The sequence below is a fragment of the Methanomassiliicoccales archaeon genome (assembly GCA_013415695.1).
GTDB lineage: Archaea > Thermoplasmatota > Thermoplasmata > Methanomassiliicoccales > JAAEEP01 > JAAEEP01.
The window spans coordinates 45345-70731 of record JAAEEP010000003.1 but is presented as its reverse complement, the minus strand read 5'-3'; the positions used below and the strand labels follow the sequence as shown (position 1 = coordinate 70731).

Genomic DNA, 25387 nt, shown 5'->3' with positions numbered 1-25387 from the left:
GAGTTTCTATTAGGGACATCAATAATCAAACTGGGTTGAATTGGATCACTTTGCAGCGATCTCTTCAGGTGAGTATATCATCCTCAATGGAGTTCGGTCTCTCTCGATGAACTCACCTATGGTGATCTTACCCGAGATATTGAGGTCAACAGGATCCAATCCCAGGGATTTTGTCCTCTCCCTTCTAACGGTTCTGATCTTCATATACTCATGAAGCTGGCATGCTTGAGGCATCTTGTTCCTCCTGCCGAAGCCAGTGGGGCAGGGCGACATGATCTCCACGAAAGACATGCCTTCCTTTGTTATGGCTTTCTTCATGGACTTCACGATCTCTTTTACGTTCCTGGTGGTCCATCTAGCCACATAATTCGCTCCTGCGGTGACTGCGAGTTCGGAGAGATCGAAGGGGTAGTCCTTGTTCCCCATAGGAGTGGTGGTGCTCATGGCTCCATGTGGGGTCGAGGTTGATGCCTGACCTCCCGTCATGCCATATATGTTGTTGTTTATGCAGAAAACAGTGAAATCTGCATTTCTGCGACATGCGTTTATGAAGTGATTGCCTCCGATTGCTCCCAGGTCGCCATCTCCCGTGAAGACAATAACCTTCAGATCGGGATTCGCGAGTGCGATCCCGGTGGCAACTGGGAGCGGTCTGCCGTGAGTGGTGTGAATGGAGTCGCCTCTGATGTATCCGATAATCCTGGAGGAGCATCCTATGCCACCGACGAAGACACAATCATCCACATTGATTCCGAGCTGTGAGAAGGCCCGGAAGAAAACATTCATCACGGTACCAATACCGCATCCAGGACAGAACATGTGGGGCCAGCGGTCCTGTCTGAAAAGATCGAAAAACTCCATATCAGGCCTCCTCTAGAAAGTGACGGATCTCCCGGGGCTTATGAACCTCACCGCCAACCTTGGAAAACAATCGTACCTTCTCGCAACCAGCCTGACAAGCGATCCTTTGGATCTCTGGGAAGAGCTGACCAAGGTTCATCTCCAGGACCACGATCTCCTTGGCCTGCGAGGCGATCTTGCTGATCGCATTCTCTGGAAGAGGCCAAATCGTCTGGAGCTGTAGAAGGCCAATAGAGCTGGTATGATTGACCGCTTCCTTTGCGGCCAATGTGGGTGACCCGTAGCATACAATGAATCTATCAGCGTCAGGATTGAATAATCGACTCAGGCAGATCTTGTCCTTGGCCCTGATGATCTTCTCCCTCAACCTGATGACCAACTCCTCATGGACATCCACGTCTGTACGGGGGTATCCAGAGATGTCGTGGGACAATCCGGTCACATGTACTCTGAATCCTTTTCCGAAGACCGGGAACTCGGGAACCAATGACTCATCGTAGGCGAATCCATCATGCCACACCGGATCCTTTCTGATCTTCCGTTCCACAACATCTATACTGCCGGGGATCTTGAGTTTACCACGCATGTGTCCGACCTCAGCATCTGCCAAGATTATGGTGGGTACCCTATATGTCTCTGAGAAGTTGAACCCCTCAACGGTCAAATTGAACATCTCCTGAATGCTGGCCGGTGCAAGGGCTATGATCTGGTAGTCTCCATGAGAGCCGTAACGTGCCTGCATCACATCTCCCTGGGAGGGCATAGTGGGCAATCCGGTTGACGGCCCTCCCCTCATGACATTTACAATCACTATCGGCGTCTCTGTCATCGCCGCGTAGCCGATGTTCTCCTGCATCAACGAGAAGCCAGGCCCGGAAGTGGCAGTCATCGATTTCGCTCCGGTCCATGATGAGCCAATAATGGCAGATATGGAGGCCAGTTCGTCTTCCATCTGAATGAAGGTACCACCATTTCGATGCAGAGTCTTTGCCAGACCTTCAGCTATTTCTGTGGATGGGGTGATGGGATATCCGGCGAAGAACTTGAGACCCGCAGCAAGGGCTCCTCTCACGCAGGCTTCGTTCCCATGGATAAAATAGTTACCTTCCTTGAGCTTCAAGCTTCAACCTCCTTTTCGCTCAGAGTGATGGCTTGGTCGGGGCAGGTCAGCAGACAGATCTCACACACTGCCTTGTCCTTGCTCTTGCGACTGAAGTTAGGGCATCGTTCTGGATTGACTATGGTGGGCTGTATGTACCCTCTTTCTGAGGTCATCTCTCCCTTTTCGAAGACCTTTCTTGGGCATACAATTGTGCACAGGTTGCAGCCTTTGCAGTATTCTGAGTTGACTCGAATCTGCATTCTCCCATCCTTCTTTCGAATAGGGTCTGATGTCACTAAATATAGTTTCCGGGCTTTTCATGATTTTGTATCTAGGAAATACCCATGATACGAATTGTACCGCCCTTTGAAGCGTTTTAGGCGTTTGTACGGTAGCCTTCGTATTTGGTACGAGTCGAAATCGAGTGGATTGGTGGGCCTCCCAAGATTTATATATGGCCCCCCGAATCTAAGGAACATGGACATCCTGAAGAGGATCGATGAGCTCAAGAACAAACGTAACGCGGTCATCCTTGCCCATAATTACATGATCGCCGAGGTCCAGGAAGCAGCAGACTATGTGGGAGATTCACTTGGACTATCCATCACTGCTTCCAAGGTGGACGCAGATGTCATCGTATTCTGCGGCGTGGACTTCATGGCCGAGAGCGCCAAGATCCTCAGTCCAGATAAAACGATTATTCATCCGGAATCAGGAGCAAAGTGTCCAATGGCAGCAATGTGTACCCCAGATGCGCTCTTGGATATGAGGAAGAAGTATCCAGAGGCAAAAGTGGTGGGGTACGTGAACAGTTCGGCGGAGTGCAAGGCCGAAATGGACCTTTGCTGTACATCGGCCAATGCGGTTAAGGTCGTCAAATCCCTGGAAGTGGAGAAGGTGATCTTCGTTCCCGACTGCAATCTCGGTCATTATGTCCAAAGGTTCGTCCCTGACAAAGAGATAATCCTGTGGCCAGGATTCTGCCCTACCCATCAAGGTATTACTCCGGAGCAGGTTAAATCGCTCAAGGCAGAACACCCCTCGGCAATATTCATGGCTCATCCTGAATGCAGACCCGAGATCATAGACATTGCAGATTTTGTCGACTCGACAAATGGAATGATCAATTTCGTGTCTGAAACGGATGCCGATGAGGTCATAGTCGGCACTGAACTCGATATGGTGTATCCACTCAGCAAGAAAGCTCCAAACAAGAAGTTCTACTGGTTGCCCAATGCTATTTGCCCTACCATGAAAATGATCACACTGGATTCAATAATAAGGAGTCTTGAGCGTATGGAATACAAGGTCGAGCTGCCAAAAGAAACGATCGAAAGGGCGAAGCTCCCCCTTGAGAGAATGACCCAGATCGGTAGATAAAGAAGAAAGGGGAAAGGGGTTTACCTTCTGCGATACTCTGGCGGAAGCTGGTAGGCAAAACGTTCATCCATTCGCTTTGTCTTTCTTCTCAGCACCACGACGGCTCCGATTGGCACCACACATGCTATCACTGTGCTTATCACCAGAAGGAGAATTAGGGGTTGGAAGTCAGAACCGATATTGAGCATGATGCTGTTGGCTTCAAAAACTGGATCGTGGTATATGTTCTCTCCAGCGGGATAGATATAACCTCCCAGTATGGCTATAGCCTTGACATTGCCGTCGTTGTTGTCCCCCCGCATTTCAGCGGCAGAGCCAGCGTGAATCTGGTAGTACATATCCTTCTCATCACCATCTACCGTAACATTGCTGACCCAACTGAGAAGACCGCACCGCTCCCAGTTGTCCCTGAATACGATCTTGTTGTCGGTGATTCTTGTAGACCTTTCGGGAAGATCTTCAGTCGTTTCAGCTGACATCCCCCCATCCTCGGTCTCGTACTCGACGACGCCGCTCCCCTCGTTGACCTCATCGATGAATTGGGCATCGATCCAATCCTGGACAATATCTGGGATGAATGTTGCAAAGAACAGGAAGTTCTCGAGCATCAGTTTCGAGGTGTCGGATTGCGAGTTGTAATCCCATCCATCGATTATATGATCGTATTTGAACGATGCGGAGATATGGGTACCGGTGTATGTCTTAGCCTCCACTTCTTCAGAGGCGATGATGTCGTTGCCATCATCCATTGTTACTCTGTACCAGGGCACATCGGTGGTTATGTCTTCAGAAAGAGCTTCAACATGGAACCGGAATTCCACGTTTTCCACAACTCCGTCCTCTACGGTGCCAGTCCTACTGCCATCCAGATTCTCCGCAGGCCGATCATCCCATATTTTGTCGTATGTCAGGTTCTGGGCGCTGAGTGAGAAATCGAACCGCTTGCTGTTGTTCGCCTCGTCGGTAATCTCCTCGATCTCGGAGAGATTCCATGCTGTTCGCAGGTCAACCATCTTATAGATGGGTTCGAAACTCACAGGGTTGAAACTGCCGATGCTCCTACGTCCAAGGAAATCAAACACACCGTTATCAGCTCCAACACGCTCGCCAAGGAATGGGTAACCAGTGTCATTGAACTCAACCAGAGCGAAAAGGCTCTGCGCGAAAACGGTCACTACTGGTATGGGAACGGCGGGGACCATCATTCCACCGCTCTCATCCCTGATCTCCGCACCGCCAAGATATCTGACATAGATGCCAACCAGGGTTATGGGTGCTGGCGAATCCTCTGTCCCGTAAACGACACCAAACCATGCCGGTGTTGTCCCATCACCGAGGTTGATGGCGACGAAGTTGCCTCCATCAAAGTCGTCAGCTTCCCCTTGTTCGAGGGTGATGCCCTCCAAGGCATCCGTTCCGGGGTCCGCGGAGACCATGCCAGCCATGCAAGTGATCATGAGGAGGCCGGCTACAAAGGCCGCGGGAATTGCTGCACTTAGGGGTTTCATCTTGAATACCTCCGTCAACTCAATCAACGAAGGTGTCATTATAAAGGCCAGCAGGAGTTTTCCGTAAGATTGTTTCTGAGGGATTTAAATAATATAATACACGGTCATCCAACGGTGAGCCGAGCTGATGTCAGGGCGGTGGAGAACCCAATCTCCGCCATATTCGATTTGGCCGATGATGTCACTAAAGAAGCACCTAAGATCAGGAAACTGGTAACTTACGCCACCGTCTTCATAGTCTTCTGGCTGATCGTGGATTTCATATTGATACTGGCATTCCTGGTCACCAACCTTTTCATAAGCCTGTTTCTCATCATCTTGTTCATATTGGGTCTGTTTACCCTTTCACTTCTTCGAAGGTTCAATGATTTCTTCAGGTACTATGCCCAAAGGCACAAAGTGATTTTGAGTGTCAGGGATGACGATCCCGTCGTTCTTGTACCTGAAGGCAGGGACTCAGTAGATCGCTTGGTCAATCTGCTTATCTCCAGGAATCCCGGGCTACGGGAGAGCTACATGCTAGGCAGCGCATCGACCCCTCAGATTCAAAGGGGCAGGTCTGGGACATTCTATCAATTCGACGGCTTGATCTCGAAGAGCCCGGGTCCACTATGGAGGATGCTGAGGATCGGTTACCCAGGATACCAGATGTTCATCAAGAATTTCGATCATCCGCCCAGCTCAGAGGATCTACTGGCCCTCAAGCGAGCTGTAGAGGACATCTCCCTGGCAAATCTGGTCCCTCCCTCAAGGGTAATCGCTCTTTGGCAGAGAAAACCCGATGAAGAGATAACTGAGGATGTGTACGAGATCCTAATAACACAGGTGGCAGTTCTGCAGCGGGGCTCCAGAACATACGCCTGCTCCCTGGAGCTGATAGTTGAGAATGAAGATGGGACCTATGAATTCGTTCCATATGTAGTGGATCACTCTTACTTCTCAACTTCTCGGGCCCAGTGAGGCATACCTCCAAAGCGGTAGTGATCCCTGATCTGTTCCCTGTATATACTCATGAAGAATTGGTTGTATTTACGGACATAGAGCACCCCCTCCTTGGTGATCTTAATCCCGTATTTCCCCTCAACCTTCTCCACCTTAACCAGTCCGTCCTCTTCCAGTTTCTCGATTACCTTGCTGGTCATGAAGTGGTTGGAGCGGATCTCATGCTTGATCTCCTCCTTGGAGATGCTTGGTTGGCCCTTGAGAATCTCATCTAGCTTATCCTCAAGACCAGGCTGATAGAGATCGATGCCCAGCTCTGATACAAGGCGATTGAGGGTGAAGCAGCAGTACACCTTGTAATCCTTGTAGACCCTGGCCATGGGTGTCCAGAGATATATATCACCCTGCCTATTTAAAGGTCAAGCGAGGTTGATAACCGAGCTCGAAAGGAAATAGATCCCGAAAATCAACATGATGATTCCTGAGGCCAGGAAGAGAAAATGATGTCTCTCGCTGCTCCACATGCCCTTTGTCCGGAAGATGGAGAACGATATGAAATGTTCCCAGATGAAGTCGCATGCGGTATGGACGAGAATGAAGAATGGAAGAATTATTAGGCCGAATTCGACCGCACCTGCTATAAGTGCCGCGCCAACCGTCGCCCACCAAAGGAAGAAATAGGGATTGCTGGCCGTGGTAAGTACGCCTGCGGTGAATGCTCCATACCTAGTATCCTCTTTCTCGATCAATATCTCCTTCCTAGACTTGATCATTGAATATCCCATGTAGACAAGGAGGGACCCACCCATGATCCCGATAGCAGCAAAGACCGCCTGGTCCTGGAAGAGATAATCCAATCCAAAGAATATGGCAAGAATCAGTGGTATCTCCACAACAGCGTGACCAAGCGCGATCTTCAGGCCGGCCTTAACATCGTTGTATCCCTTTGCCACAGTAGCCGCGAATACTGGACCTGGCATCACCACTCCTGAGATGGAGATGAAGCCCACCATCGCAAGGAATACCAGTGGTGATTCTGGTCCCGCCATAGTTTCAGGGATTACCGATGATATATATAGACTTTGATGGAAGCTGTCTTGCAGAGTATCGTGCTAGATGTACCATTCTTGGGATCTGTCATAGTAGCCTCCAGGATCGTTCTCTTTTATGCAGGCATTTTCAACATCGATCACGAACACGCTGTGTATATGTGAATTCACTATCTCCTCCCTAGTGACAGGTGGTTTAGAGTAGTACATGTCACAGTAGCCCTTTATGACCTCGAGATCATCCTTCTTCCTGTACCTTGGAGGGAGTGTGAGCACCTCAGGTATTGGCATTATGTAGTGTGGTGGTGCTCCGAGTGCAAACTTATGACAGAACTTGCTATATCTGGATATCTTGCTTGAAATTCGGGCGCGTATATAGCTGACAGGGTCAAGAGCGTGGGCCGGAGGAACGTAACCTGTCTCCACTTCAACAATCATTACTCCCATGCCCTTCCTGGCAAAGACATCGCAGGTAAGCTCCCCGTCTACCCTGTACTCCAGGTCGACATCGTAACCCTCTTCCATCAGGTGTTTTGCCACGATCATTTCAAGGACTGAATGATTTATCTTCAAGAGGTTCTTCTGGCGAAGCTCGAAAAGCCTATCGGTCAGACCCAGCAGCTTCTCTTTTGTCAGAGGGCTAGCCCCTTTCTGGAGTTTATCCATCAGGGTTCTAAGGTCTCTCCTGAAGTAGTCCACGGAACCACCTGTAAGATGCGGCCGTTAATACAACATCTCGAAGTTTGAATCTCACTTGCAGCGCTTGCTTACGATAAGGGTGAGTGTCGACCGTACACCGGGAATCAGCCTTATCTTTCTTCGGATGATCTCCTCGAGTTCATCCATCGTATTAGTGCTCACTTCAGCCAAGATATCATACACGCCGTATATCAGATAGCCCCTCTCCACCTCATCGAAGGTACACATCTCCTCCAGGATCTCAGCCTCTTTTCCGATCTCAGAGTTCAGCAGGATAACCGCACTGGGCATTCTAATCGGAATACAATTGTTGCCAGGTAACTTCAATTTTACCCATCGACACAATGAAATAATCCCGTGAGAATTCCAATAAGAGGAGGGCGGCCCTTCCTTTTCAACAATCAGGATGAAGAGAAGAGGGTCAGCTGATCCCTAAGGAAGTGATGAGCCCTATGAGTGCAGATTGGGTCGCCCTTCATCCAATCATCTCATCTGAGTGCGAGAAATTGTCGATTGAATATCGATCGTGCTCGTAAATCAAAGAAAAATGAAAAATATTGGAAAGTAGGGTTTTTTAAGCCCTGTTCTTCTGCTTGGTTCTTGCCCAAATGACCAGTATCGCCGGTAGCACGAACACCGCTCCTATGAAGCTGAGACCAATGGCCAAAGCGGTGATCACGCCGAATTGCTGCAGAGGAGGCAGGATGGAGAAACCGATGATACCGAACCCTACTATGGTGGTGAGGGCGGCTCCAAGAAGCGATACGCCAGTCTTTCCTACCGCCTTGTTCACTGCATTATCGATATCTCCATTGCGCTTGAATTCCTCCACGAATCTATGGGTTATGTGTATGCCGTATGTCACACCCATTCCCACCGTGAGAGACGCAATAGTGAGCGTCATGACGTTCAGGGGAATGCCGAAGATGAACATGATCCCCCACATCCAGACAACGCATAACACAACGGGTAGGATGGACACCGCTCCCAGGACGAAGGACCTGCTGAACGCGTACATCACGATTGTCAGTATGATCAAAGACGCGATCAGCGTGGTGATGAGTGAGGTCATCTGACTCTTATCCATATCGGATATTATCAGCTCCGTCATGATGGTCTCTCCTGTGACCTGGGCGTAGAGTCCCATGTCCCTGATCGATTGGGTGTCATCCATGAGGTTATTGTAAAGAGCCATCGTATCATCTGAAGACATCTGGCTTGTGATGCTGATGTCCATCAGGGCAGAGTAACCATCATCATTGGGCATCAATACCTGGACCATGTCCATGGGAGCGTTGAAGAACAGCCATCCCACCAACATTTCAACGTCGTCCTGCGTGGTATCGTTCTTGATGAAACCGGTGTTGTTGCTTACCGTGAAGTACTGGTGATACACCAGAGAGAAGGTTTCGTTGTACCTTTGATCAATGAAGCCTTCGCCAGAGGAATTGGTCGCCCAGTCGTACATCACTGATAAGAACGAATTGACATCTGGTTGACCACCAGTCTTGAGCACATTCTCGTCATCAGCCATATTCTCGATCGCGATCTCCATGCTCCGGACGGCTTCGGGGTCAGTTACCCCTCCCTTGATCAGGACATTTGCGGTCGCCTCGCCTGTGTTGTTGAATTCGTTGGTAAAGAACCTGATGTTCTGCGAAGTTTCCATGTTCTCTGGTAGAAAATCGTTCATATCAAAGGTCGTCTCAACTTGAGTTGCTCCGATCCCAAGACCTATTGTGATGATTAGGGCAACTGCGACAACGCCCCACGGATGCCTCTTGGCCGCCTGGCCCGAAAGGCTGTTGATACCCTCCATGGAGTATCCGTTCATCTTCTTCTTGATGTATCGTTCGGATATCTTGCCCTTGGCCTCTTTCCTACGATCCCTCAATATTTTGACGCCAGGGATAAGAAGAATCATTGCCACGAACGAGCTGAATATCCCGACAGCTGCCAGCACGCCGAATTCCGATATTGGCTGCAAGGGAGAAGTGAGGTTGGATAGGAAGGCTATCATGGTAGTGATCGTGGCGAGAAGAAGTGCCTCACCTACGAAGATGATGGTATTGCTCACCCCCTTCTCTATTCCTTTACCTCCCATTCTCTCTTCACGGTATCGCATTATCAGATGAATGCTGTAATCGATTCCAAGACCCAAGATGAGAATGGGGACGATCATAGTCATGGGGTTGAATGAATAACCCAAAAGAGCTCCGAATCCGTACATCCAGACTATTGCGATAACCAATCCAAGAAGGCCGACCAGCGTGTCACCAATATCCCTGTAGATAAGGATCAGGATGATCACGATCGCTGCCAGGGCTATTGGAAACAGTATCATTATGGATTCGTTGGCCGCGTCATTGATATCGTTACTGATAAGAGCGGTACCGATGACGAATATTCCCGCCAATTCACCCGTGTTATCAATCTTCGTCTGCATATCCAGTTCGAGTTGTAGAGCAGTGGTGTTCTTGTCCTTTCCAATATCCTCCTTGTTGAAGTTGTAAAGGATCATCATGCCCTGTGCCGATGGAGACATGCTGGTCGAGTTGAAATCGCTGGTCATGAATCTCTCGATAGCGGCCTTCAACTGATCAGGGGTCAAGGGATTGTTGAGTATCCCGTAGACTGCGATCTTGAGATTTTCTGTGGATGTGACCTGCATAACCTTGATCAGGTTGTCATATGTGGGAATCGGTGTGATATTCAGCATTGACATCGTTGTTGGATCCATCGAGTACAGAATGCTGGTGGCAATTATGTCCACAGGGCTGATCACCGAGTTTGCGGGATTGGTTGGATCCACCAAGTGCTGGGATATGTTCTGATCCTCATAGATGGCTTTTTCAGTTTCCAGAATATTTATGAAGTTATCCTGGGTGATGACGTCTCCTCCGTCGTCCTTGACCAGAAGGACGACACTATATGCAGAGGCAAAGGTCTGCTGGATCTCCGTAGTAGCATCTGATACCTCGTTCTCCGGCATGAAATTCTCGAAATCAAAATCAGTATTGAGGCCATTGTAGGCTACTGAAAAAATCGAGAGGAGGGTGATGAACACCACTATTAAAATGGCCGTTCTCGGTCGTTTGGATATTCTATCGCCCAATTCTCCTAATATGCTGCCTATCGAATCACTCTCCTTTCAAGATGTAACTATCGTTTAATCACTTCATCCTCTTGAAGAGGATTTCTTTGAAGATGCCTGGTTCAATACCAAGAATGCGTTCGGCAAAATCCGCGACGGCTTCAAGCTTCTTCTGTGGGGCGGTGCAGTCTTGCTCAGATTCAGTAATAATCCTGCTTCCAGAGATAATGAAGCTAAGTGCTTCTTCTGGATGATTGGTATCGAAGAGGCCTTCTTCAATACCTTCTCGGATTATTCTCGAGAGAAGAGGTCTCGCCCTCTTCACCCCCACCATTATGAAATTCTCTTGAACGACTTGGTTCTTGTAAGCAACCATGCGATCCAACTCGGGAATATTGCCGCTCCTGAGGTCGAAAATCAAACCGATCAGGGCATCCAGCTTTTCAATGGTTCCCATATTGGAATCAGCTGCAAGTCGGTCAACTCGTTCCTCAAATTCATTCAATTGCCTTTCCAAAATGGCGTTTAAAAGGTCCCTCTTAGATCTGAAGTAGTGGTAAAATGTACCTTTAGCCAGCCCCACTCTGCCGATAATCTCATTAATTGAGGTGGATTCATAGTCCTTCTCGATGAAGAACAGTTCTTCCGCTACTTCCATTATCTGCAAGCGGCGTTCTTTTGATTCTTTACATATTCTCAATTTTCAGGCACATCCTTCAATTGCTGGCTAATGACCGACCGCCGGTCGAGAGGTCAATGAATCATCCCTTATTAAATTTTACGCAATTGAAGAAAAGAGAATATTTTTTTCTCTATGTTTCTATAAAAATTAATCTTGTTTTACCTTAACTAGTAACAAAATTGATTTATAGCCTGGGCACTTAGAAACAATTGATGCGTGATATCGGGATTTGCGGGATTCTTTGCTCCGAGTGTTCATTATTCCAGAGGGAATGCATGGGTTGTCTGAAGGAGTTGAAAATCCATCCTTCTCAGAAATGCGATGTAATTGTTTGCGCAATAGAGAGGGGCATCGCCACCTGTGAAGAATGCCCTGAGGACATGAATCATTGTTTGAAAGCGAAAGAGCATCGTTCGTTCTGTCCCTTACTCGTTGCTAAGACCACAAAGTTCCAACTGAACCTTTGATTCTCCTAATTTGGTCCAGGAGTGAATCCTTCAATCTTCATATTCGTACTTGAATCAGAATTGAATCTTGATCTTGAAAGACGTGTCATACATCGTCTTCATGCTTGATCGCGCGATCGATGAAACACTCCTTTCGAAGGACGATCCGGGTAGTGTCCCACAGGATCAGAAAACCGATCAATGATAGCATCAGGCCTGCAACCCATGCCCATGGAACGTCTATTGCTGGTTTTCCCAAAACCCCATCGCTGAATGCAGTTGCCAGGGCAAGAGGAATGTAGACCCCCCAGCACCTAAGGAATATCCGGAAGTCTTCAGTTGACCAGATAATTAGAAACGCGATCGGGATCAGGAAGTAACCAAGGTGTATCTTGGGGTAGAAGGTGAAGAAGGTCAAGACGAGTATCAGGGATGATTGCCAGATTGGTAGACGCTTGTTGTATACAAAATAGACCGCTATAAGGAATGCCACCGCCGTGATTATCGTACTAACCTCTCCGGGGACCTTCAACCCCCCGACCTCAAGAAAGTGCCAGAACGACATTCCACCCATCACTGCACCATCCACATCCAGGCAGTAGTATTGAGGGAACCTTAGGAATTCTTGGGGACAAATAATAAGGAACGGCAATGAAATGAGGAATATCGTTAGTGCGATCAGAAAAAAATGTTCGATATGCTTCTTTATCGGTCGTTTCTCAAGGAATATCAACGGCAGCAGGATCCCGGAGAGCATCTTGGTCATGATACCTACTCCAAGAGAAACAGACGCTTCCCGGACCTTTTTGATCACTAACAGTAATGGCGGAAGAATGAAGAAGAATACAACGATTGATTCGTCCTGTATGCCCCACGTTGACTCGAAATATGCGAATGGGGAGAGAACGAAGAGCACACCTGACACAAAAGCAATATGCTCGTCGAATCGCCTTAGCACAAGATATATGACTGCTCCTGTCAAGAAGGTGAAGAACGAGAAGTAGGCCGCATACATCCACCCCTCACCACCCAATAGTTGAGGCGGCACGAGAAGATAATTGATGATAGGAGGGCTCTCGACATAGAAATCCCTGTAAGGTATCATTCCGTCGATAATATTTTGAGCTCTCTTCTGATAGACTGGAAGATCAGGAGAGGGGCCAGCCCATCCCGTGAACCAATCCATTAGAAACAGGTTGTGAACAGCGATCGTGGTTCCGTAGAGAATGATCACGATCACGAGTAAAAGTGCGACCTTCTGCCATGGTTCAAGGCTTCGAATCCAACCACTTAAATTCAACCTTATCCTGCCGAGATCCATGGCAACACTCGCCTTTGCTATTCCACAAGGGGTGAACTCAATCCCACTAGATATTCTATTAGTTTACTGAGCTTCATACCATTCTCCCACCTCATGATGAAATTGCCCTTGTTGCTCTCTTCTGGTTTGGGCAATTTACTTTGAACAAGACCAAGCCTTCCGTCCACTTCATTGATAGGTAGGGCAAATACTCTCCAAGGATCCCCACGATACCCCTTCAGACGGAATGCGTAAACCGGTATCAACCCCGCCCTTGAACACTCTTCTATGAACATCTCGCCCTGCTCAATCAATCTCTGACTATTGCTGAACCACAGAACCCCGCTCTTTGAGCTCTTTACTTCTATGGGTAAGGCCAAATCTCCCCATATCGCTACCAGGTCTATGCCCAATGAGCCAGCTGCCCTCACCACCATGAATGGCCTCTTATTGATTGATAGGTATCCGTGGGTCTCTTCTTCGCTACAGGTCTTGATCATCTTCTTCAGCGCCTTCTCATCCCCGCTGAGAATGGCCTTGAGCTCCCTTTCGTAAGTGTCTCCCATCCAAATGGGAAGGGAATTGATTCATTGATTAATCTTTCTAAACTGGACTACGGTTCCAGGCGATTTCTGTCCCGAGGGAACAATATGGCTTCCCTAATATTGGGCAGACCAAGCATGTTCTGTACCACCCTTTCCAGGCCTATACCCCAACCACCGTGAGGTGGCATGCCATAATTGAACGCGTTCAAGTAGAATTGGAAGGAATCCGGATTGAGCCCTTTCTTCTTCATCCTCTCGACTAACCTGTCGTACCTGTGCTCCCTCTGACCTCCTGATGAGATCTCCTGACCTCTGTAGTCCAGGTCAAAACTGTGAGAATATGGTGTATCGTCCTTCTCCATGATGTAGAACGGTTTCGACTCCTCTGGATATTCTGTGATCCAGTACATCTCATATCCCTTCTCTATCATGATGTCCCCAAGTAGCTTCTCGCCTTCAGTATCTATATCGCCCATCTCCTCGATCTCCTTTCCCTCGGAAGAAAGGATATCCACTGCCTCTGCATAGCAAATGACTGGATATGGTTCACTTGGGATGGATATCTCGGTCTCAAGCATCTCAAGCTGGGGTTTCCCGTTCTCCTTGACGGTCTTGATAATGTGTTGCATGCAACCCTCTATGGTCGCTAGGACGTTCTCTTGAGAAGAGATGTATGCCATTTCCCCATCGAACGAGATGAACTCGGAAACGTGCCTAACTGTATCGGATGGTTCCGCCCTGAATGCGGGAGATATCTCGAACACCCGGTCGAGGCCTGTTGCCATCAGTATCTGCTTGTAAAGCTGAGGGCTCTGTGCAAGGTAGGCCTTTCCCTCAAAGTACTGGATGGGAAAGAGCGTGGCGCCCCCTTCGGCTCCTGAGGCGACAATCTTGGGGGTGAAAACCTCAACAAAATCCTGCTTCCTGAGGTAATTCCCAATGGCTTCGACAACGAGTGATTTGATCTCGAAGACTGCCCTTATCTCAGGTCTCCTAATATCGATATATCTGTGGTTGAACCTCGTATCGGCCTCGACGTTCACCTTGTCCACCACGCCCATGGGAAGAGGAGAAGCTGCCTTATTGAGGACATCGATACTCGATGGAATCACCTCCCATCCCATCTTAGCCTGTTTGCTCTCCTTGACCTCTCCGAATATTCTTACCACCGACTCCCTTGGAATGGTGTTTATGATCTCGAATACCAGGGGATCAACCTTCTTCTTCGGGGCAGTAACCTGAATAAGACCATACCGATCCCTCAGGATCAGGAAAGATATACCCCCAAGTGCACGAACGTCCTGGACCCATCCATTGAATTCTCTTTCTTGGTTGAAATCCTTCTCTGTCAAGCTCCTTGAGTTCCTGAGGGCAGGCTGCTCGCTCATCTGTACACCGTTGGTGTGATAATCGGGCCAGGTATATAATATTGGGGGAACCAGGAGAAGTCAGATGCTTTTAGATTAGCAGATGGAATTTCATGAGGGAGATTTGAGAGAAAAGATGGATGAACCGTTTTCATTACCGTGCTTGATCATAAATCAGGAGGTCAATTCTAGATTGACCCCTTGGACATACAAGTCTTTTAAACGAAATTAAGTAATATTTGATACACCCAATCATAACCTATGATCATCAAGGTTGAAATTGATCAGGAAGAGTGCAGTGAGTGCGGGCTGTGCTACAATGATGAATGTCCCGAAGTCTTCGAGGAGGATGAGGATGGGATCTCCCAGATCAAGGAGAAGTACCGGATCGGAGAGCGAGGTGAAGGCGTTGTTCCTCCTGAGCTAAAAGAGTGCGTCCAGAACGCAATGGAGGCGTGCCCAACAGACGCTATTGCGATTCTTGAAATGGATGAACTTCCAGAGGATAAGGCCGTAGGATATTGATCATCTTCATTAGGATCGATTTCATTGATTAATCATGAAGAGTTTGTCATCTCTAGGCATCTCAGCTTATAGCTTTTCAGTTTATCAGGGAAATGATTCACTGGCCCGATGAATCTCTACATCAAATCTTTTATATGGTCGAGAGCATTAGCAGGCCCGACAAAGGGGGAAGACGATGTCTGACCGAGTCACAGTATCTGTAATCAAAGCTGATGTTGGTTCTGTTGCCGGACACGCCTGTCCTCATCCCAAGATGATGAGAACCTGTCATGAGGTTCTCAAGAATGGGGTGGCTGATGGCACGATTAACGATTTCTACGTGACCAGGGTTGGTGACGATATCAACCTGTTCATGATTCACGAAAATGGTGAGAATAACAGTGATGTTCATGGGTTAGCCTGGGATGCCTTCATGAATGCCACTGCACTCGCAAAGAAGATGAAGCTGTATGCGGCTGGTCAGGACATTTTGACTGATGCCTTCAGCGGAAATATCAAAGGAGCTGGCCCTGGAACTGCCGAATTGGAGTTTGAGGAGAGGGGAGCAGAACCCCTGCTTTTCTTCATGGCCGATAAGACCGAGCCATCAGCTTATTCACTGCCTCTTACTAGGATTTTCATGGATCCATTCACTACCACGGGTCTTGTCATCGATCCCCGGGCTCATGAGGGGTTCATCTTTGAGATTCATGATGTCGTGGATTCCAAGAAGGTGATAATGGCCTCCCCAGAAGAAGGATATGACATTCTCAGCCTTCTTGGGGACACCACAAGATATGCGATCAAAAGGGTGATGAGCAAGAACGAGAAGCTCGGTGTTGGAGCCGTGGTAAGCACGGACAAACTAAATCTGACCGCGGGAAAATATGTAGGAAAGGATGACCCTGTCATGATCGTCAGGGCACAGAGTGGCTTCCCCGCGGTTGGAGAAGTATTGCAGCCCTTTATGTTCCCGATGCTTGTACCAGGATGGATGCGTGGATCCCATTACGGAGCTTTGTATCCGTGCTCTGTAGAAGACTCTGACCCCTCCTATTTTGATGGTCCACCTCGAATTGTCTCGTTGGGAATGCAGGTATCTAATGGAAGATTCCAGGGACTCGAGGATCCAGATTCCCCGCCAGGCGAACACCTACCGGTAGATTTCTTCGCAGGAAGTGTCTGGAACCATGTCAGGCAGAAGGCGGTGGAGATGAGCATTTACATGAGGGGACATGGCCCATTCATGCCAGCCATACTTGCTCCTGAAGAAATGGAGTACACGACCAGACCGGCCGTCCTAGAGAAATTGACCAAGAGGTTCGAGGACATTGAGTAGACTAAGAACGCCCATAATAATCGTCAACTTCAAGGCCTACGAGGAGGTCGAGGGGTCCAGAGGATCTATGATCTCCGGTCTGTGCGAAGAGGTGGCCAAGGATTCAGGAGTAAGCATAGCTGTTTCTCCACCTCAGGTCCAGCTTTCCTCAACTGCCTCTCTCGTTGACATTCCAGTTTTGGCTCAGCACGTGGACGCCATGATTCCAGGTTCTCGAACTGGTTGGATAACACCCAGCATGGTGAAGTCGGCCGGTGCCAAGGGCACTCTGATAAACCACTCTGAACATCCCGTCTCACTTGATCAAATTGCCAAAGCGATCGAACTTTGCAGGGAACTGGAACTTGCGACGGTTGTCTGTGCTGATACTGCTCATAAGGCAAGGGACATAGCTCCTTTCGGACCGGATTTCATTGCAGTGGAACCTCCTGAGCTCATCGGAGGGGATATTTCCGTAACCACCGCGAAGCCGGAGGTTGTTAGTAGTGCCGTGGAGGCAGTTCACGATATGAATCCATCCATCAAGGTCCTCTGCGGGGCGGGAGTGAAGACCGGAAATGACGTGAAGATTGCACTAGAGCTGGGGGCAGAAGGAGTACTCCTTGCCTCTGGCGTTGTCAAAGCTTCCTCGATAAAGAGTGCGCTGAGGGGATTAATCCAGTACATTTAGGTTTTCATTTCAATTGGAAACTAGAAGTAATCCCTGCCCTTTTCTTATGTAATGGACTGCTAGGTAGGATGAGAGGCCTATGCTGTTTCCTGGCGGTCATCCTCATCTTCCCGACTGTTCAGCTCGGCCTCCCATCTTCTCCAATCGAACAGATCGATTCACCAATTTTCGATAACAGCGAATTTATAATGGACAGTCAGAAACAGGATCTGGTTGGAACCGTCTCAGTTAATGATCAGGAAAACCAGACCGGCCTCCTGATCCGGGAAGTGTGTCCAAGTTTCACTGCAGAGTTCGTTACTTTAATGAACAATGGAGAATGCGAGATAGATCTGAAAGGCATTTATCTTACAGATGGAGAGGGAACTATCACATTTAACGAAAATGTGATTCTTAATGAAGGACAAATATTGACAATCTGCTCAAACATGAGTACTATCAGGCAAATGGGTATAGTTGACCGAGCAGTCGAATTGGAAAGCAGATATCTTCTTTCGAAGGGCACCTTCCGTCTAGCTGACAAAGGGGACGAAGTGCTCATGTTCTCTCCCTTGAACAATCTCCTTGACGCATTTGTCTATGGAATATCTGAATTCTCAGATGAAGGTTGGAAAGGATCTCCTTTTCCAAAGCTAGATCGGGGGCATTCCGCCCTGAGAAATGGAGATTTCGATACGGATTGTGCTGAGGATTGGAAAGCAACAGTCCCAGGGCGATCATCCCTTTCCTGCTCTTCTGGTTGGTACAGTGTTGAACCTTTCATTATTCCAGTGGAAGGGCGGGAGAGACTAATCAGGGAGATCGATTTCTCATCAAGGACCATATTAATGGCTCTTTACAAAATCAACGATCCCGCCATCGTGGATAGGCTGTGTCAATCTTCTTTGAGAGGTGTGAACGTTACGATCTTGGTCGAAGGTCAGCCTGTTGCTGGAATAGATGAAGCCGAACGTGATTCGTTAGGAAAGCTCTTAGCCTCTGGCATCGACGTCCGTTTACTGCAATCGCACGATGGATACAAGAGATATCAATACATTCATTGCAAGTACGCCATTTTCGACGGTCATCGGACTTGTGTCTTGTCTGAGAATCTTATCACCTTTTCCCTGGATTCCAATAGGGGCTGGGGAGTACTGGTGGAGAGCGATGAATTGGCGAGATATTTCTCAAGAATCTTCAACGAGGATTCGGATCTCTCTCGGATGGATGTGAAAAGAGCATTGAAGGAGGATTTCAAAGTAAACGTGATACAGGATCGCACAGGTACACCGATCGGCAATATTGAACATCAGAAATTCAGTTGCCTGGTGAGGCCAATATTATCCCCCGATTTCTCCTTTGAGCTGATTCACGATATTATCTCTAATGCCCAGGAGGTAATTCTGATTGAACAGCTTTATTGTGATCTTACGCTAGAGAATGAACTTCTAAGAGCGATCTTAGATGCTGCCAAGAGGGGTATCAAGGTCAGGTTTCTCCTCGATTCATCTTTCTTTGCCCAATCTGGATCTAGCAATCAAGACCTGGTTGAAAAACTGAATACAATCGGGGCTTCTGAGAACATAGACCTGCAGGCTAGAATGGTATCCAGTTATCACGAATTCTCTGTACTTCATAACAAGGGAGTCATCATAGACGATCATGTGATTGTCTCAAGCATAAACTGGTGTGAAGCTGCCTTTCTTGAGAATAGGGAAGCGGGCTTGATTTTGAGTTCAGCAAGTTTGGCTGATTTCTTCTCTAGATCTTACTGGAATGATTGGAACATAGATCCTTACCCACCTGTCGTAAACATCGATGCTTCTGAAAAGGTTCACGAAGGTGAAATGATTTTATTTAGTGGAAGGAATTCAAGTGATAATGCTGGCATATCAGAATACATCTGGGATCTAGATGGTGACGGTGTATTTGACCAAACAGGATCCCTGGTTCTTGCGGCATTTCCCGAAGGGGTGTATACGGTGTTGCTAAGGGTCACTGATATTTACAACAATTCAGCTGAAGCTACCAAAATCATCCAGGTGCTTCCAAAATCTGAAAGCGGAATTGGCTTGATCCTACTCTCGCCTATTATAATGGTGCCTCCTCTTCTTATATGGCTCTTGAAAAAGATTAAGGGACGCTAGTGATATTGGACCAGACGTGCGGGTAAGACAGTTCGAAGTTAACGATATCTCAGAGGTTTTCGCTCTAGCCCTAAACACATTGAAAGAGTCATATGATCCATCATTCTTGTTGGATCTCCATTCGTATTGGCCTGATGGTTTTCTTATCGTCGAGGATTTGATGGGGATACAGGCGTTCATGGCTGGCGTGCTTATGTCCCGTCAACATGCTAGGATATTAATGCTTGGAGTCAAAATGGAGCGAAGAAGGCAGGGTTTGGCCACAATGCTCTGTCTGGATTTTCTCAGGAAGTGTGCTATGAGGGGCGTGAAGATGGTGACCTTGGAGGTCAGAACCACCAACAAGGAGGCAATATCATTGTACCGGAAACTAGGGTTCAGCAAGATCATGAAGTTGGAAAAATACTATACTGATGGAGAGAGTGCTTACAAAATGCAGCTGATACTCTAGTGAAACATCGAATCATCACTGCGATGTTCGTTCCAAAAGTAATATGAGGATTTCTCCTTCTGCGCCGAGCTGATGTCGGTGGAAAGTCCTTTCATGTAGGATCCATACCTTTCCTTTATCTGCTCCTCGACAGTTCGTGAACGTTTCAATGCTTTCTTGATGTGATTCTCATCAATTAGCTGATCTTCGTTAATGATTGCGATATCTCCTGCTGATCTGATGAGGCCGCCGAGTTCTCTCAACCTGAGCGTCAGCGAGTTGTTCTCCCCATCAATTATCCTTGCCCTTCTCCTACCTTCCCTTATAATGGCCTGGACGCCATCAAGCGAGACATGCGGTATCTTCCCGTCAACGGAGACCTCTTGAGCGATGAACTGGCAATATCGGGCTCGATTCAACTCCGTATCTTCGAAAGTGGTATCCATGAGCACCTCGTAGCCGCTACCAGAGACTCTCGATCGAAGGGGAGAAAGCAGGTGCTCAAGATCCTGTATATTGCAGGCTCCTACCAGTATGAAGTCGCAAGGAACGCTATCCACCCTGACGCTTGCCCCCGCACTCTGTGGATTCCTTCCACTGATTGGGAATATCTTCTCCTGCATAGCAGTCAGAATGTAGCGTTGAAGGTGTCCGAGATGGGGCAGCTCGTCGAGAAACAGGACTCCTTGGTGCGCTTCGTGTATCGCCCCAGGAACAACCCTCTCATAGGGAGGGGTACCCAGTTGAGGGTGCCCCCCATAGGGGTCATGTCTTACATCCCCCAACAGTTCAGTCTCGCTGGCTCCAGTTGCTAGGACGAATGGGTTTCTGTCAAGTCCGACCAGGCTCTTCTGCGGGCTTATCTTCTCCAGTTCCCGCCTCTTCTCGAGAGCATCTTGATCTAAGACCCTTATCATCTCGCCACAACGTTCGAAGACCACCACCTCCTCCTTTCCGAACCGTTTCCTGGTAGTGGTGACCTTGTCTCTGCCGCTAGGTATCCCCTGAGCGCCTGCAAGACTAGCTTCAAGCATCCCGCCAAGGAGATCACCGAATGGATTACCGGTGTTATCCATGGTGACTTTTGGCTTCTGACACTTAGGGCAGTATCTCTCCTTTGTGGAGGAGTATACTCCACAGTTCTTGCAGCGATAACCTAGTCTTTCTGCCACATTGATTGGCGCTTTCTTAGGATCGATGAGATCGCCTTCAGCGAACTCTTTCGACTCCATTTCCCTCTTGACCTCGGTTCCCTGTTTCAATTCAATGAGGGGCCTCTCCGGATTTTCAGGGTTGTGAACAACTCTTATTTCCTCACTCGGACGAGGAAGATGCAGGGACAAAGCTTGGGCTATCATCGACTTACCTGTTCCGGGGGGACCAACCAAGAGCAGATGGCGACGTTGCTTCCCGGCCACTCTAGCCAGGGAAACGGCTTCGTCCTGGCCGATAACCCTTTTCAAGGGGTCGATGGGTATCTCCACATCGGCTGTGGTTTCTATGGACCTTATATCGCCCTCTCGGACGATGTCTATTTTGCTGCTCATCTTCAATTTAGATCGCTTTTTGTCCACACCTCCACGGACGTGGGTTGTTTGGTGATGTTACCCATCTTCGTTCCCACAATGGTGGAGATCTTCTGCTCTGCAGCGATGTCAAGTATCCTCTGGGTGACAATACCGTCGAATACTATTGCAGCTATCCCTTTGGAATCATTCTTGAGCGAGTTCACAAGTTCCCTAACTGGAACCTCTTTCACTACGGTGCCCTTTCCATTAAGGAGCTTTGCCTTGGATGTAGAGGAGAGCTCGTTAATGATCTCCTTGTATTTCTCTTGAGTTGAGGAAAGCTTCTTTGAAGGTTTCTTTTCCTCCACTACTTCGATCTTTGCTGGTATCTCTACACGCTCATGTCTCTCTACAGGTCTGTGCACCTCCTCATGGTGCGCAACCTCCCCTCCCAGACCGTACATCTCAATGAATTGCTCCCCTGGAATCTTGTTCCGGAGACACTTCATGATCTGTTTCTGGGTGAGTTCTTCTACCTCCTGGCCTTTTGGAGCGCGAGCCACGAAGTCCACTTCAGCCACTTGAAAGAGCTCCCTCAGGATCAACTCTCCTCCGCGGTCACCGTCGACGAATGCAGTGATTATCCTTTCCTTGGAAAGATCGCTGATGGTTCGGGGTACATTAGTACCCTCAACAGCAATTGCGTTCTTGATGCCGGAACGCAATAAGTTGAGCACATCCGAACGTCCTTCGACTATGATAATAGCATCTGATTCTGTAACGTTTGGACCGGCAGGTAATCTCTCCCTGCCAAAGTGAATTATTTCCTCCATTTGGACGGATTGACGGACGCTTTCGGTCAGGTCTATTCCACTCGATTTTGATTGTTTGATGAGATCGCCAAGTAACGAACGGGCCCTATCAATTATTCGAGCCCTCTTTGATATGCGGACATCCTCGATAGACTCGACGTTGATTTTGGCCTTGCACGGGCCCACCCTATCGATGGTTTCCAGTGCAGCCGCTAGAATGACGGTCTCTACCTGATCCAAGCTTGAAGGTATGAGAATCTCCCCTTCTGACTTCCCCTGCTTGGAACCGACCTCCACCTCAATACGGCCGATGCGACCGCTTTTTTGAAGATCTCTAAGGTCGAGCTCATCACCGAGTAAACCTTCAGTTTGACCAAAAATAGCGCCCACCACGTCCGGCTTTTCGACTATGCCGTCTGCAACTAATCTTGCTTTGATCATGTATTTGGTGGTGCTAGGATCGATGTTCATTGGGGTCACCTCAATGGTGTTGGAAAAACAGCTTTCAGCCTCTTTATCCCGACTCTTTAAGCCAGTAGGCATATGCCTTTCTTCACATGGATCAACATATCCTAATGTTATCCCATACGGGTCATGTGATTAGATGATAGTGATGATGATATTAGGCAGACTTATCTGCTTTTCCACTCCTTTAACCATGCATCAATATTTAAATATTTTTCGATGCTGATGTTTCTTCAAAGTGTTAATCCAATTGCTTCGAACATGGGCCTTTCGGTAATCGAGGATTTTTGTCGAAAAGGGAAATTATCCGCCGGAAGCGACCCGAATGATTCTTATGCGATCTCCATCTAGAAGTGTTTCTGTCAGGGGAATCGGAAGATCATCTCGAATAACGATATGTCCATCGGGATGTCTCCCTAGTGATTCAAGAAGATCGCTCGCATCGATCGACTCTTTGAAATTCACTTCTGTAGAATTTCCATTTTCTTCAACCGTGATCTTCAGGAGCATGCTCTAAAGATTGCATTATCCCTTAAGAAATTACTCATCCTACGAAAGTCTTCGATTCATTCAATCGAGGAGAAGGTGGGACATAACGTCTTTCCTTGAGATGATGCCGACAAGTTTGCTCCCTTCAACCACAGGAAGACTCCTTAGATTGAACTCAACCATGTATTCAACAACCTTCCTCAAACTATCATCGGGCTCAACGGAAATGACGGCGCGCCTCATCACCCCTCCAACATTCTCAGCGAACAACTTCCAATAATCGGACCTTGAGAAATGCGTTCCCATCGTGAATATCTTGAGAAAGTCGAGCTTGCTCACAATACCCACGATTTCCCCTTTCTCCACTACAGGGAAGGAATTATAGTCATGCTTCTCGAAGAGATCTTTCAACTCCTTCACCGTTGTTATGGGGGATACATAGACGACATCCTTCTCCATCACTTCATCCGCCCTCATGTCCTCGATCTCTCTCATAATCTATCGATTAGAGCTTTCTCAATAAATTCATTTTGATTATCACAAGAGTCCCTTCCCGAGAAGAGTTAAGCTCAAACTTCAAATTACAAGGGGCTAAACATAGAAATACCAGAAAAATAATGGCTTGCCGTTTGCCGAGGTAGCCTAGCCAGGTCAAGGCGGTGGCCTCGAGTGGCATTGGATGCCCGAGTGAGCCACTGGCGCTCTGCGCCACGGGAGTTCGAATCTCCCCCTCGGCGCTCGGCAATCTCATTTTCGTACGGTAACGTCGAATTCAACCGCTAAAATGGGATAAATTCTTTCCTCTAAATGATAACTGGCCAGAAACTTTATTAATTAAGAATGCGTTTAAGTTCTATCGGAGGGATGGGGTATTGTTCACAGCTCTGGATAGTTGTAGGGAATACTCTATATGGGATGCGATCAAACTAGCGACCGATCAGAAGGATGAACTTGCGGATAGCATGATCAATCCAGCAGTTCTCGAGATCCTTGCTCTGACCGTCAGGAAGGAGATGACAGTTAATGATCTGGCATCGTTCCTTGGGATACCGCTCACCACATGCTACAAGCTTGTGGAGAGGATGACAAAACTTGGGATCCTCGCTGAGACAGGATATGTCAGGACATCTGCTAGGGGCAGGGCGGCAACCTACACCGCCACCGTAAAATCAGTCTCCATCCAAGCAGGCAACGGTAAGGTCGCGATGGATGTCACATGGAAGAATGGTCAGGCCGATACCATAGTACTTAGGTGAAAGACCTGGATCTCTTTCAAAGACGCCAATGATAGGATCGTGTTGGCAGCATAGGCTATGCCTTTCCATATAGCGAAATATGTTCCTTTGGGACGCTTTAGCTCAGGCTTTTTTATAGTTCAATGACTAGGCAATACCCTCGTAGTATCCTGGCCCCAACACCTTGTTCTCTATTTCGAAGGCACGGTCTTCATTTCTACGCATGAAATCCGCATCGAACTCGTCAACCACGAATCTCTCGCATTCAGTATAGATGTCGATGTCTTCCTCAACAGAGATGATCCCCTCGAAGATGGGAAATGCACGTTCCTCCTCTTCCTTGATGTGATCCGTAACGTGTCTGACTAAATTCTTTCCAGCCTCAATGAAGCTCGATCTATCTGATATCGACCCTTCACTAATTGATTTTTTCATCCTGGCCAGAAATTCTCGGGCTTTTTCATGATCTCTGATAAGAGAATCTGATATCCTGGCCGTCTCATCAGACTTATTGGAGACTGATGGAAAGATGAAATTTTCTTCCTTTCTGTGATGGAATCTATCCATGAACTCCGAAAGGAAGTCATGGATGTCCACGGCGACCCTCTCATACTCATCCAGAAAGTCATTTTCTAAGATCTCTTTGAGACAGTCAAGGACCTGGCGAATTACCCCATGATCATACTGAAGCAGAGTAATAGATACCCGCATCAATATTGAATTTAGGCATTTGTGGTATGTATTCCTTATGCTAGATTCTAGACTTTTTCCCTTGACGTGGGTGACAACGAACCTCTTTATATTGTTGGAGATGTGTGATTGGATTAAGAAGGG

Annotated in this window: 27 protein-coding genes and 1 tRNA gene; 10 read left to right on the top strand and 18 right to left on the bottom strand. The window is 47.9% G+C overall.

From position 1 onward, the window contains the following. Window positions 1–45: 45 nt before the first annotated feature. The 3 genes from GKC03_02155 to GKC03_02145 are packed head-to-tail and all read right to left on the bottom strand — an operon-like array spanning window position 46 to window position 2223. Window positions 46–861 carry a 2-oxoacid:ferredoxin oxidoreductase subunit beta gene (locus GKC03_02155; GenBank protein ID NYT11338.1) on the bottom strand — a complete coding sequence of 272 codons (816 nt, stop codon included), beginning with the start codon at window positions 859–861 and terminating at the stop codon, window positions 46–48. Window position 862: 1 nt separating this feature from the next. Next, on the bottom strand, window positions 863–1981 hold the full coding sequence (locus GKC03_02150) for a 2-oxoacid:acceptor oxidoreductase subunit alpha (protein NYT11337.1): 1119 nt from the start codon (window positions 1979–1981) through the stop codon (window positions 863–865). Then, complete coding sequence (locus tag GKC03_02145) at window positions 1978–2223, bottom strand: ferredoxin family protein (protein ID NYT11336.1); 246 nt, start codon at window positions 2221–2223, stop codon at window positions 1978–1980. The genes GKC03_02150 and GKC03_02145 overlap by 4 nt, the downstream gene beginning before the upstream one ends. 217 nt (window positions 2224–2440) lie before the next feature. On the opposite strand from GKC03_02145, the gene nadA reads away from it, so the two are divergent. After that, window positions 2441–3343, top strand: coding sequence for a quinolinate synthase NadA (gene nadA, locus GKC03_02140; protein ID NYT11335.1), 903 nt, complete (start codon window positions 2441–2443; stop codon window positions 3341–3343). Window positions 3344–3363: 20 nt separating this feature from the next. Here the strand turns inward: nadA and GKC03_02135 are convergent, their stop codons facing one another. Continuing rightward, complete coding sequence (locus GKC03_02135) at window positions 3364–4851, bottom strand: hypothetical protein (GenBank protein NYT11334.1); 1488 nt, start codon at window positions 4849–4851, stop codon at window positions 3364–3366. A 114-nt stretch (window positions 4852–4965) separates the two neighbouring features. Here GKC03_02135 and GKC03_02130 point away from each other — a divergent pair, with 114 nt between their 5' ends. Beyond that, window positions 4966–5811 (top strand): hypothetical protein, encoded by an 846-nt coding sequence (locus GKC03_02130; protein NYT11333.1) that lies wholly within the window; start codon window positions 4966–4968, stop codon window positions 5809–5811. On the opposite strand, the gene GKC03_02125 is transcribed toward GKC03_02130, so the two are convergent. From GKC03_02125 to GKC03_02100, 6 genes are all read right to left on the bottom strand, one after another. Next, window positions 5784–6173: a hypothetical protein gene (locus tag GKC03_02125; GenBank protein NYT11332.1), complete on the bottom strand. Its 390-nt coding sequence runs from the start codon at window positions 6171–6173 to the stop codon at window positions 5784–5786. The two genes, GKC03_02130 and GKC03_02125, sit on opposite strands and share 28 nt — an antisense overlap. A 39-nt stretch (window positions 6174–6212) precedes the next feature. After that, on the bottom strand, window positions 6213–6842 hold the full coding sequence (locus tag GKC03_02120) for a LysE family transporter (GenBank protein ID NYT11331.1): 630 nt from the start codon (window positions 6840–6842) through the stop codon (window positions 6213–6215). 63 nt (window positions 6843–6905) lie between these two features. Then, window positions 6906–7541: a hypothetical protein gene (locus GKC03_02115; protein NYT11330.1), complete on the bottom strand. Its 636-nt coding sequence runs from the start codon at window positions 7539–7541 to the stop codon at window positions 6906–6908. A gap of 51 nt (window positions 7542–7592) precedes the next feature. Continuing rightward, the gene (locus GKC03_02110; protein ID NYT11329.1) at window positions 7593–7832 is read right to left on the bottom strand and encodes an Lrp/AsnC family transcriptional regulator; all 240 of its coding nucleotides are present in this window, start codon (window positions 7830–7832) and stop codon (window positions 7593–7595) included. 283 nt (window positions 7833–8115) lie between these two features. After that, complete coding sequence (locus GKC03_02105; protein ID NYT11328.1) at window positions 8116–10656, bottom strand: RND family transporter; 2541 nt, start codon at window positions 10654–10656, stop codon at window positions 8116–8118. Between the two features lie 58 nt (window positions 10657–10714). Then, complete coding sequence (locus GKC03_02100; protein ID NYT11327.1) at window positions 10715–11293, bottom strand: TetR/AcrR family transcriptional regulator; 579 nt, start codon at window positions 11291–11293, stop codon at window positions 10715–10717. Between the two features lie 236 nt (window positions 11294–11529). On the opposite strand from GKC03_02100, the gene GKC03_02095 reads away from it, so the two are divergent. Next, window positions 11530–11784: a hypothetical protein gene (locus GKC03_02095; GenBank protein ID NYT11326.1), complete on the top strand. Its 255-nt coding sequence runs from the start codon at window positions 11530–11532 to the stop codon at window positions 11782–11784. Window positions 11785–11869: 85 nt separating this feature from the next. Here GKC03_02095 and GKC03_02090 read toward each other — a convergent pair whose 3' ends face one another. From GKC03_02090 to aspS, 3 genes are read right to left on the bottom strand one after another with little or no spacing between them, the layout of a single operon-like run. Further along, window positions 11870–13084, bottom strand: coding sequence for a hypothetical protein (locus GKC03_02090; GenBank protein NYT11325.1), 1215 nt, complete (start codon window positions 13082–13084; stop codon window positions 11870–11872). A gap of 17 nt (window positions 13085–13101) precedes the next feature. Continuing rightward, window positions 13102–13629, bottom strand: a complete 528-nt coding sequence (locus GKC03_02085; GenBank protein NYT11324.1) for a Holliday junction resolvase — start codon at window positions 13627–13629, stop codon at window positions 13102–13104. A 47-nt stretch (window positions 13630–13676) separates the two neighbouring features. Continuing rightward, the gene (gene aspS, locus GKC03_02080) at window positions 13677–14996 is read right to left on the bottom strand and encodes an aspartate--tRNA(Asn) ligase (protein NYT11323.1); all 1320 of its coding nucleotides are present in this window, start codon (window positions 14994–14996) and stop codon (window positions 13677–13679) included. 246 nt (window positions 14997–15242) lie between these two features. Here aspS and GKC03_02075 point away from each other — a divergent pair, with 246 nt between their 5' ends. The 5 genes from GKC03_02075 (at window position 15243) to GKC03_02055 (ending at window position 20065) form a co-directional block, all read left to right on the top strand. Next, a complete protein-coding gene (locus tag GKC03_02075) occupies window positions 15243–15500 on the top strand; it encodes a ferredoxin (protein ID NYT11322.1) in 258 nt (85 codons plus the stop codon). 175 nt (window positions 15501–15675) lie between these two features. Then, window positions 15676–16818, top strand: a complete 1143-nt coding sequence (locus GKC03_02070) for a fructose 1,6-bisphosphatase (GenBank protein ID NYT11321.1) — start codon at window positions 15676–15678, stop codon at window positions 16816–16818. After that, window positions 16811–17488, top strand: a complete 678-nt coding sequence (tpiA, locus tag GKC03_02065) for a triose-phosphate isomerase (GenBank protein ID NYT11320.1) — start codon at window positions 16811–16813, stop codon at window positions 17486–17488. The genes GKC03_02070 and tpiA overlap by 8 nt, the downstream gene beginning before the upstream one ends. Before the next feature lie 188 nt (window positions 17489–17676). Continuing rightward, window positions 17677–19614: a hypothetical protein gene (locus GKC03_02060; GenBank protein ID NYT11319.1), complete on the top strand. Its 1938-nt coding sequence runs from the start codon at window positions 17677–17679 to the stop codon at window positions 19612–19614. Between the two features lie 16 nt (window positions 19615–19630). After that, window positions 19631–20065, top strand: a complete 435-nt coding sequence (locus tag GKC03_02055; GenBank protein NYT11318.1) for a GNAT family N-acetyltransferase — start codon at window positions 19631–19633, stop codon at window positions 20063–20065. On the opposite strand, the gene GKC03_02050 is transcribed toward GKC03_02055, so the two are convergent. From GKC03_02050 to GKC03_02035, 4 genes are all read right to left on the bottom strand, one after another. After that, on the bottom strand, window positions 20062–21591 hold the full coding sequence (locus tag GKC03_02050; GenBank protein ID NYT11317.1) for an AAA family ATPase: 1530 nt from the start codon (window positions 21589–21591) through the stop codon (window positions 20062–20064). The genes GKC03_02055 and GKC03_02050 overlap by 4 nt on opposite strands. Before the next feature lie 2 nt (window positions 21592–21593). Beyond that, on the bottom strand, window positions 21594–22835 hold the full coding sequence (locus GKC03_02045) for a DNA primase (GenBank protein NYT11316.1): 1242 nt from the start codon (window positions 22833–22835) through the stop codon (window positions 21594–21596). 297 nt (window positions 22836–23132) lie between these two features. Then, window positions 23133–23339 carry a MoaD/ThiS family protein gene (locus GKC03_02040; protein ID NYT11315.1) on the bottom strand — a complete coding sequence of 69 codons (207 nt, stop codon included), beginning with the start codon at window positions 23337–23339 and terminating at the stop codon, window positions 23133–23135. A 60-nt stretch (window positions 23340–23399) separates the two neighbouring features. Beyond that, window positions 23400–23813 carry a CBS domain-containing protein gene (locus tag GKC03_02035; protein NYT11314.1) on the bottom strand — a complete coding sequence of 138 codons (414 nt, stop codon included), beginning with the start codon at window positions 23811–23813 and terminating at the stop codon, window positions 23400–23402. A 136-nt stretch (window positions 23814–23949) separates the two neighbouring features. Here GKC03_02035 and GKC03_02030 point away from each other — a divergent pair. Together GKC03_02030 and GKC03_02025 are read left to right on the top strand one after the other, a co-directional pair. Further along, window positions 23950–24055, top strand: a tRNA-Ser gene (locus GKC03_02030). Window positions 24056–24190: 135 nt separating this feature from the next. After that, window positions 24191–24574, top strand: a complete 384-nt coding sequence (locus GKC03_02025; GenBank protein ID NYT11313.1) for a winged helix-turn-helix transcriptional regulator — start codon at window positions 24191–24193, stop codon at window positions 24572–24574. Window positions 24575–24700: 126 nt separating this feature from the next. Here GKC03_02025 and GKC03_02020 read toward each other — a convergent pair whose 3' ends face one another. After that, window positions 24701–25264, bottom strand: a complete 564-nt coding sequence (locus tag GKC03_02020; GenBank protein ID NYT11312.1) for a hemerythrin domain-containing protein — start codon at window positions 25262–25264, stop codon at window positions 24701–24703. Window positions 25265–25387: the final 123 nt, after the last annotated feature.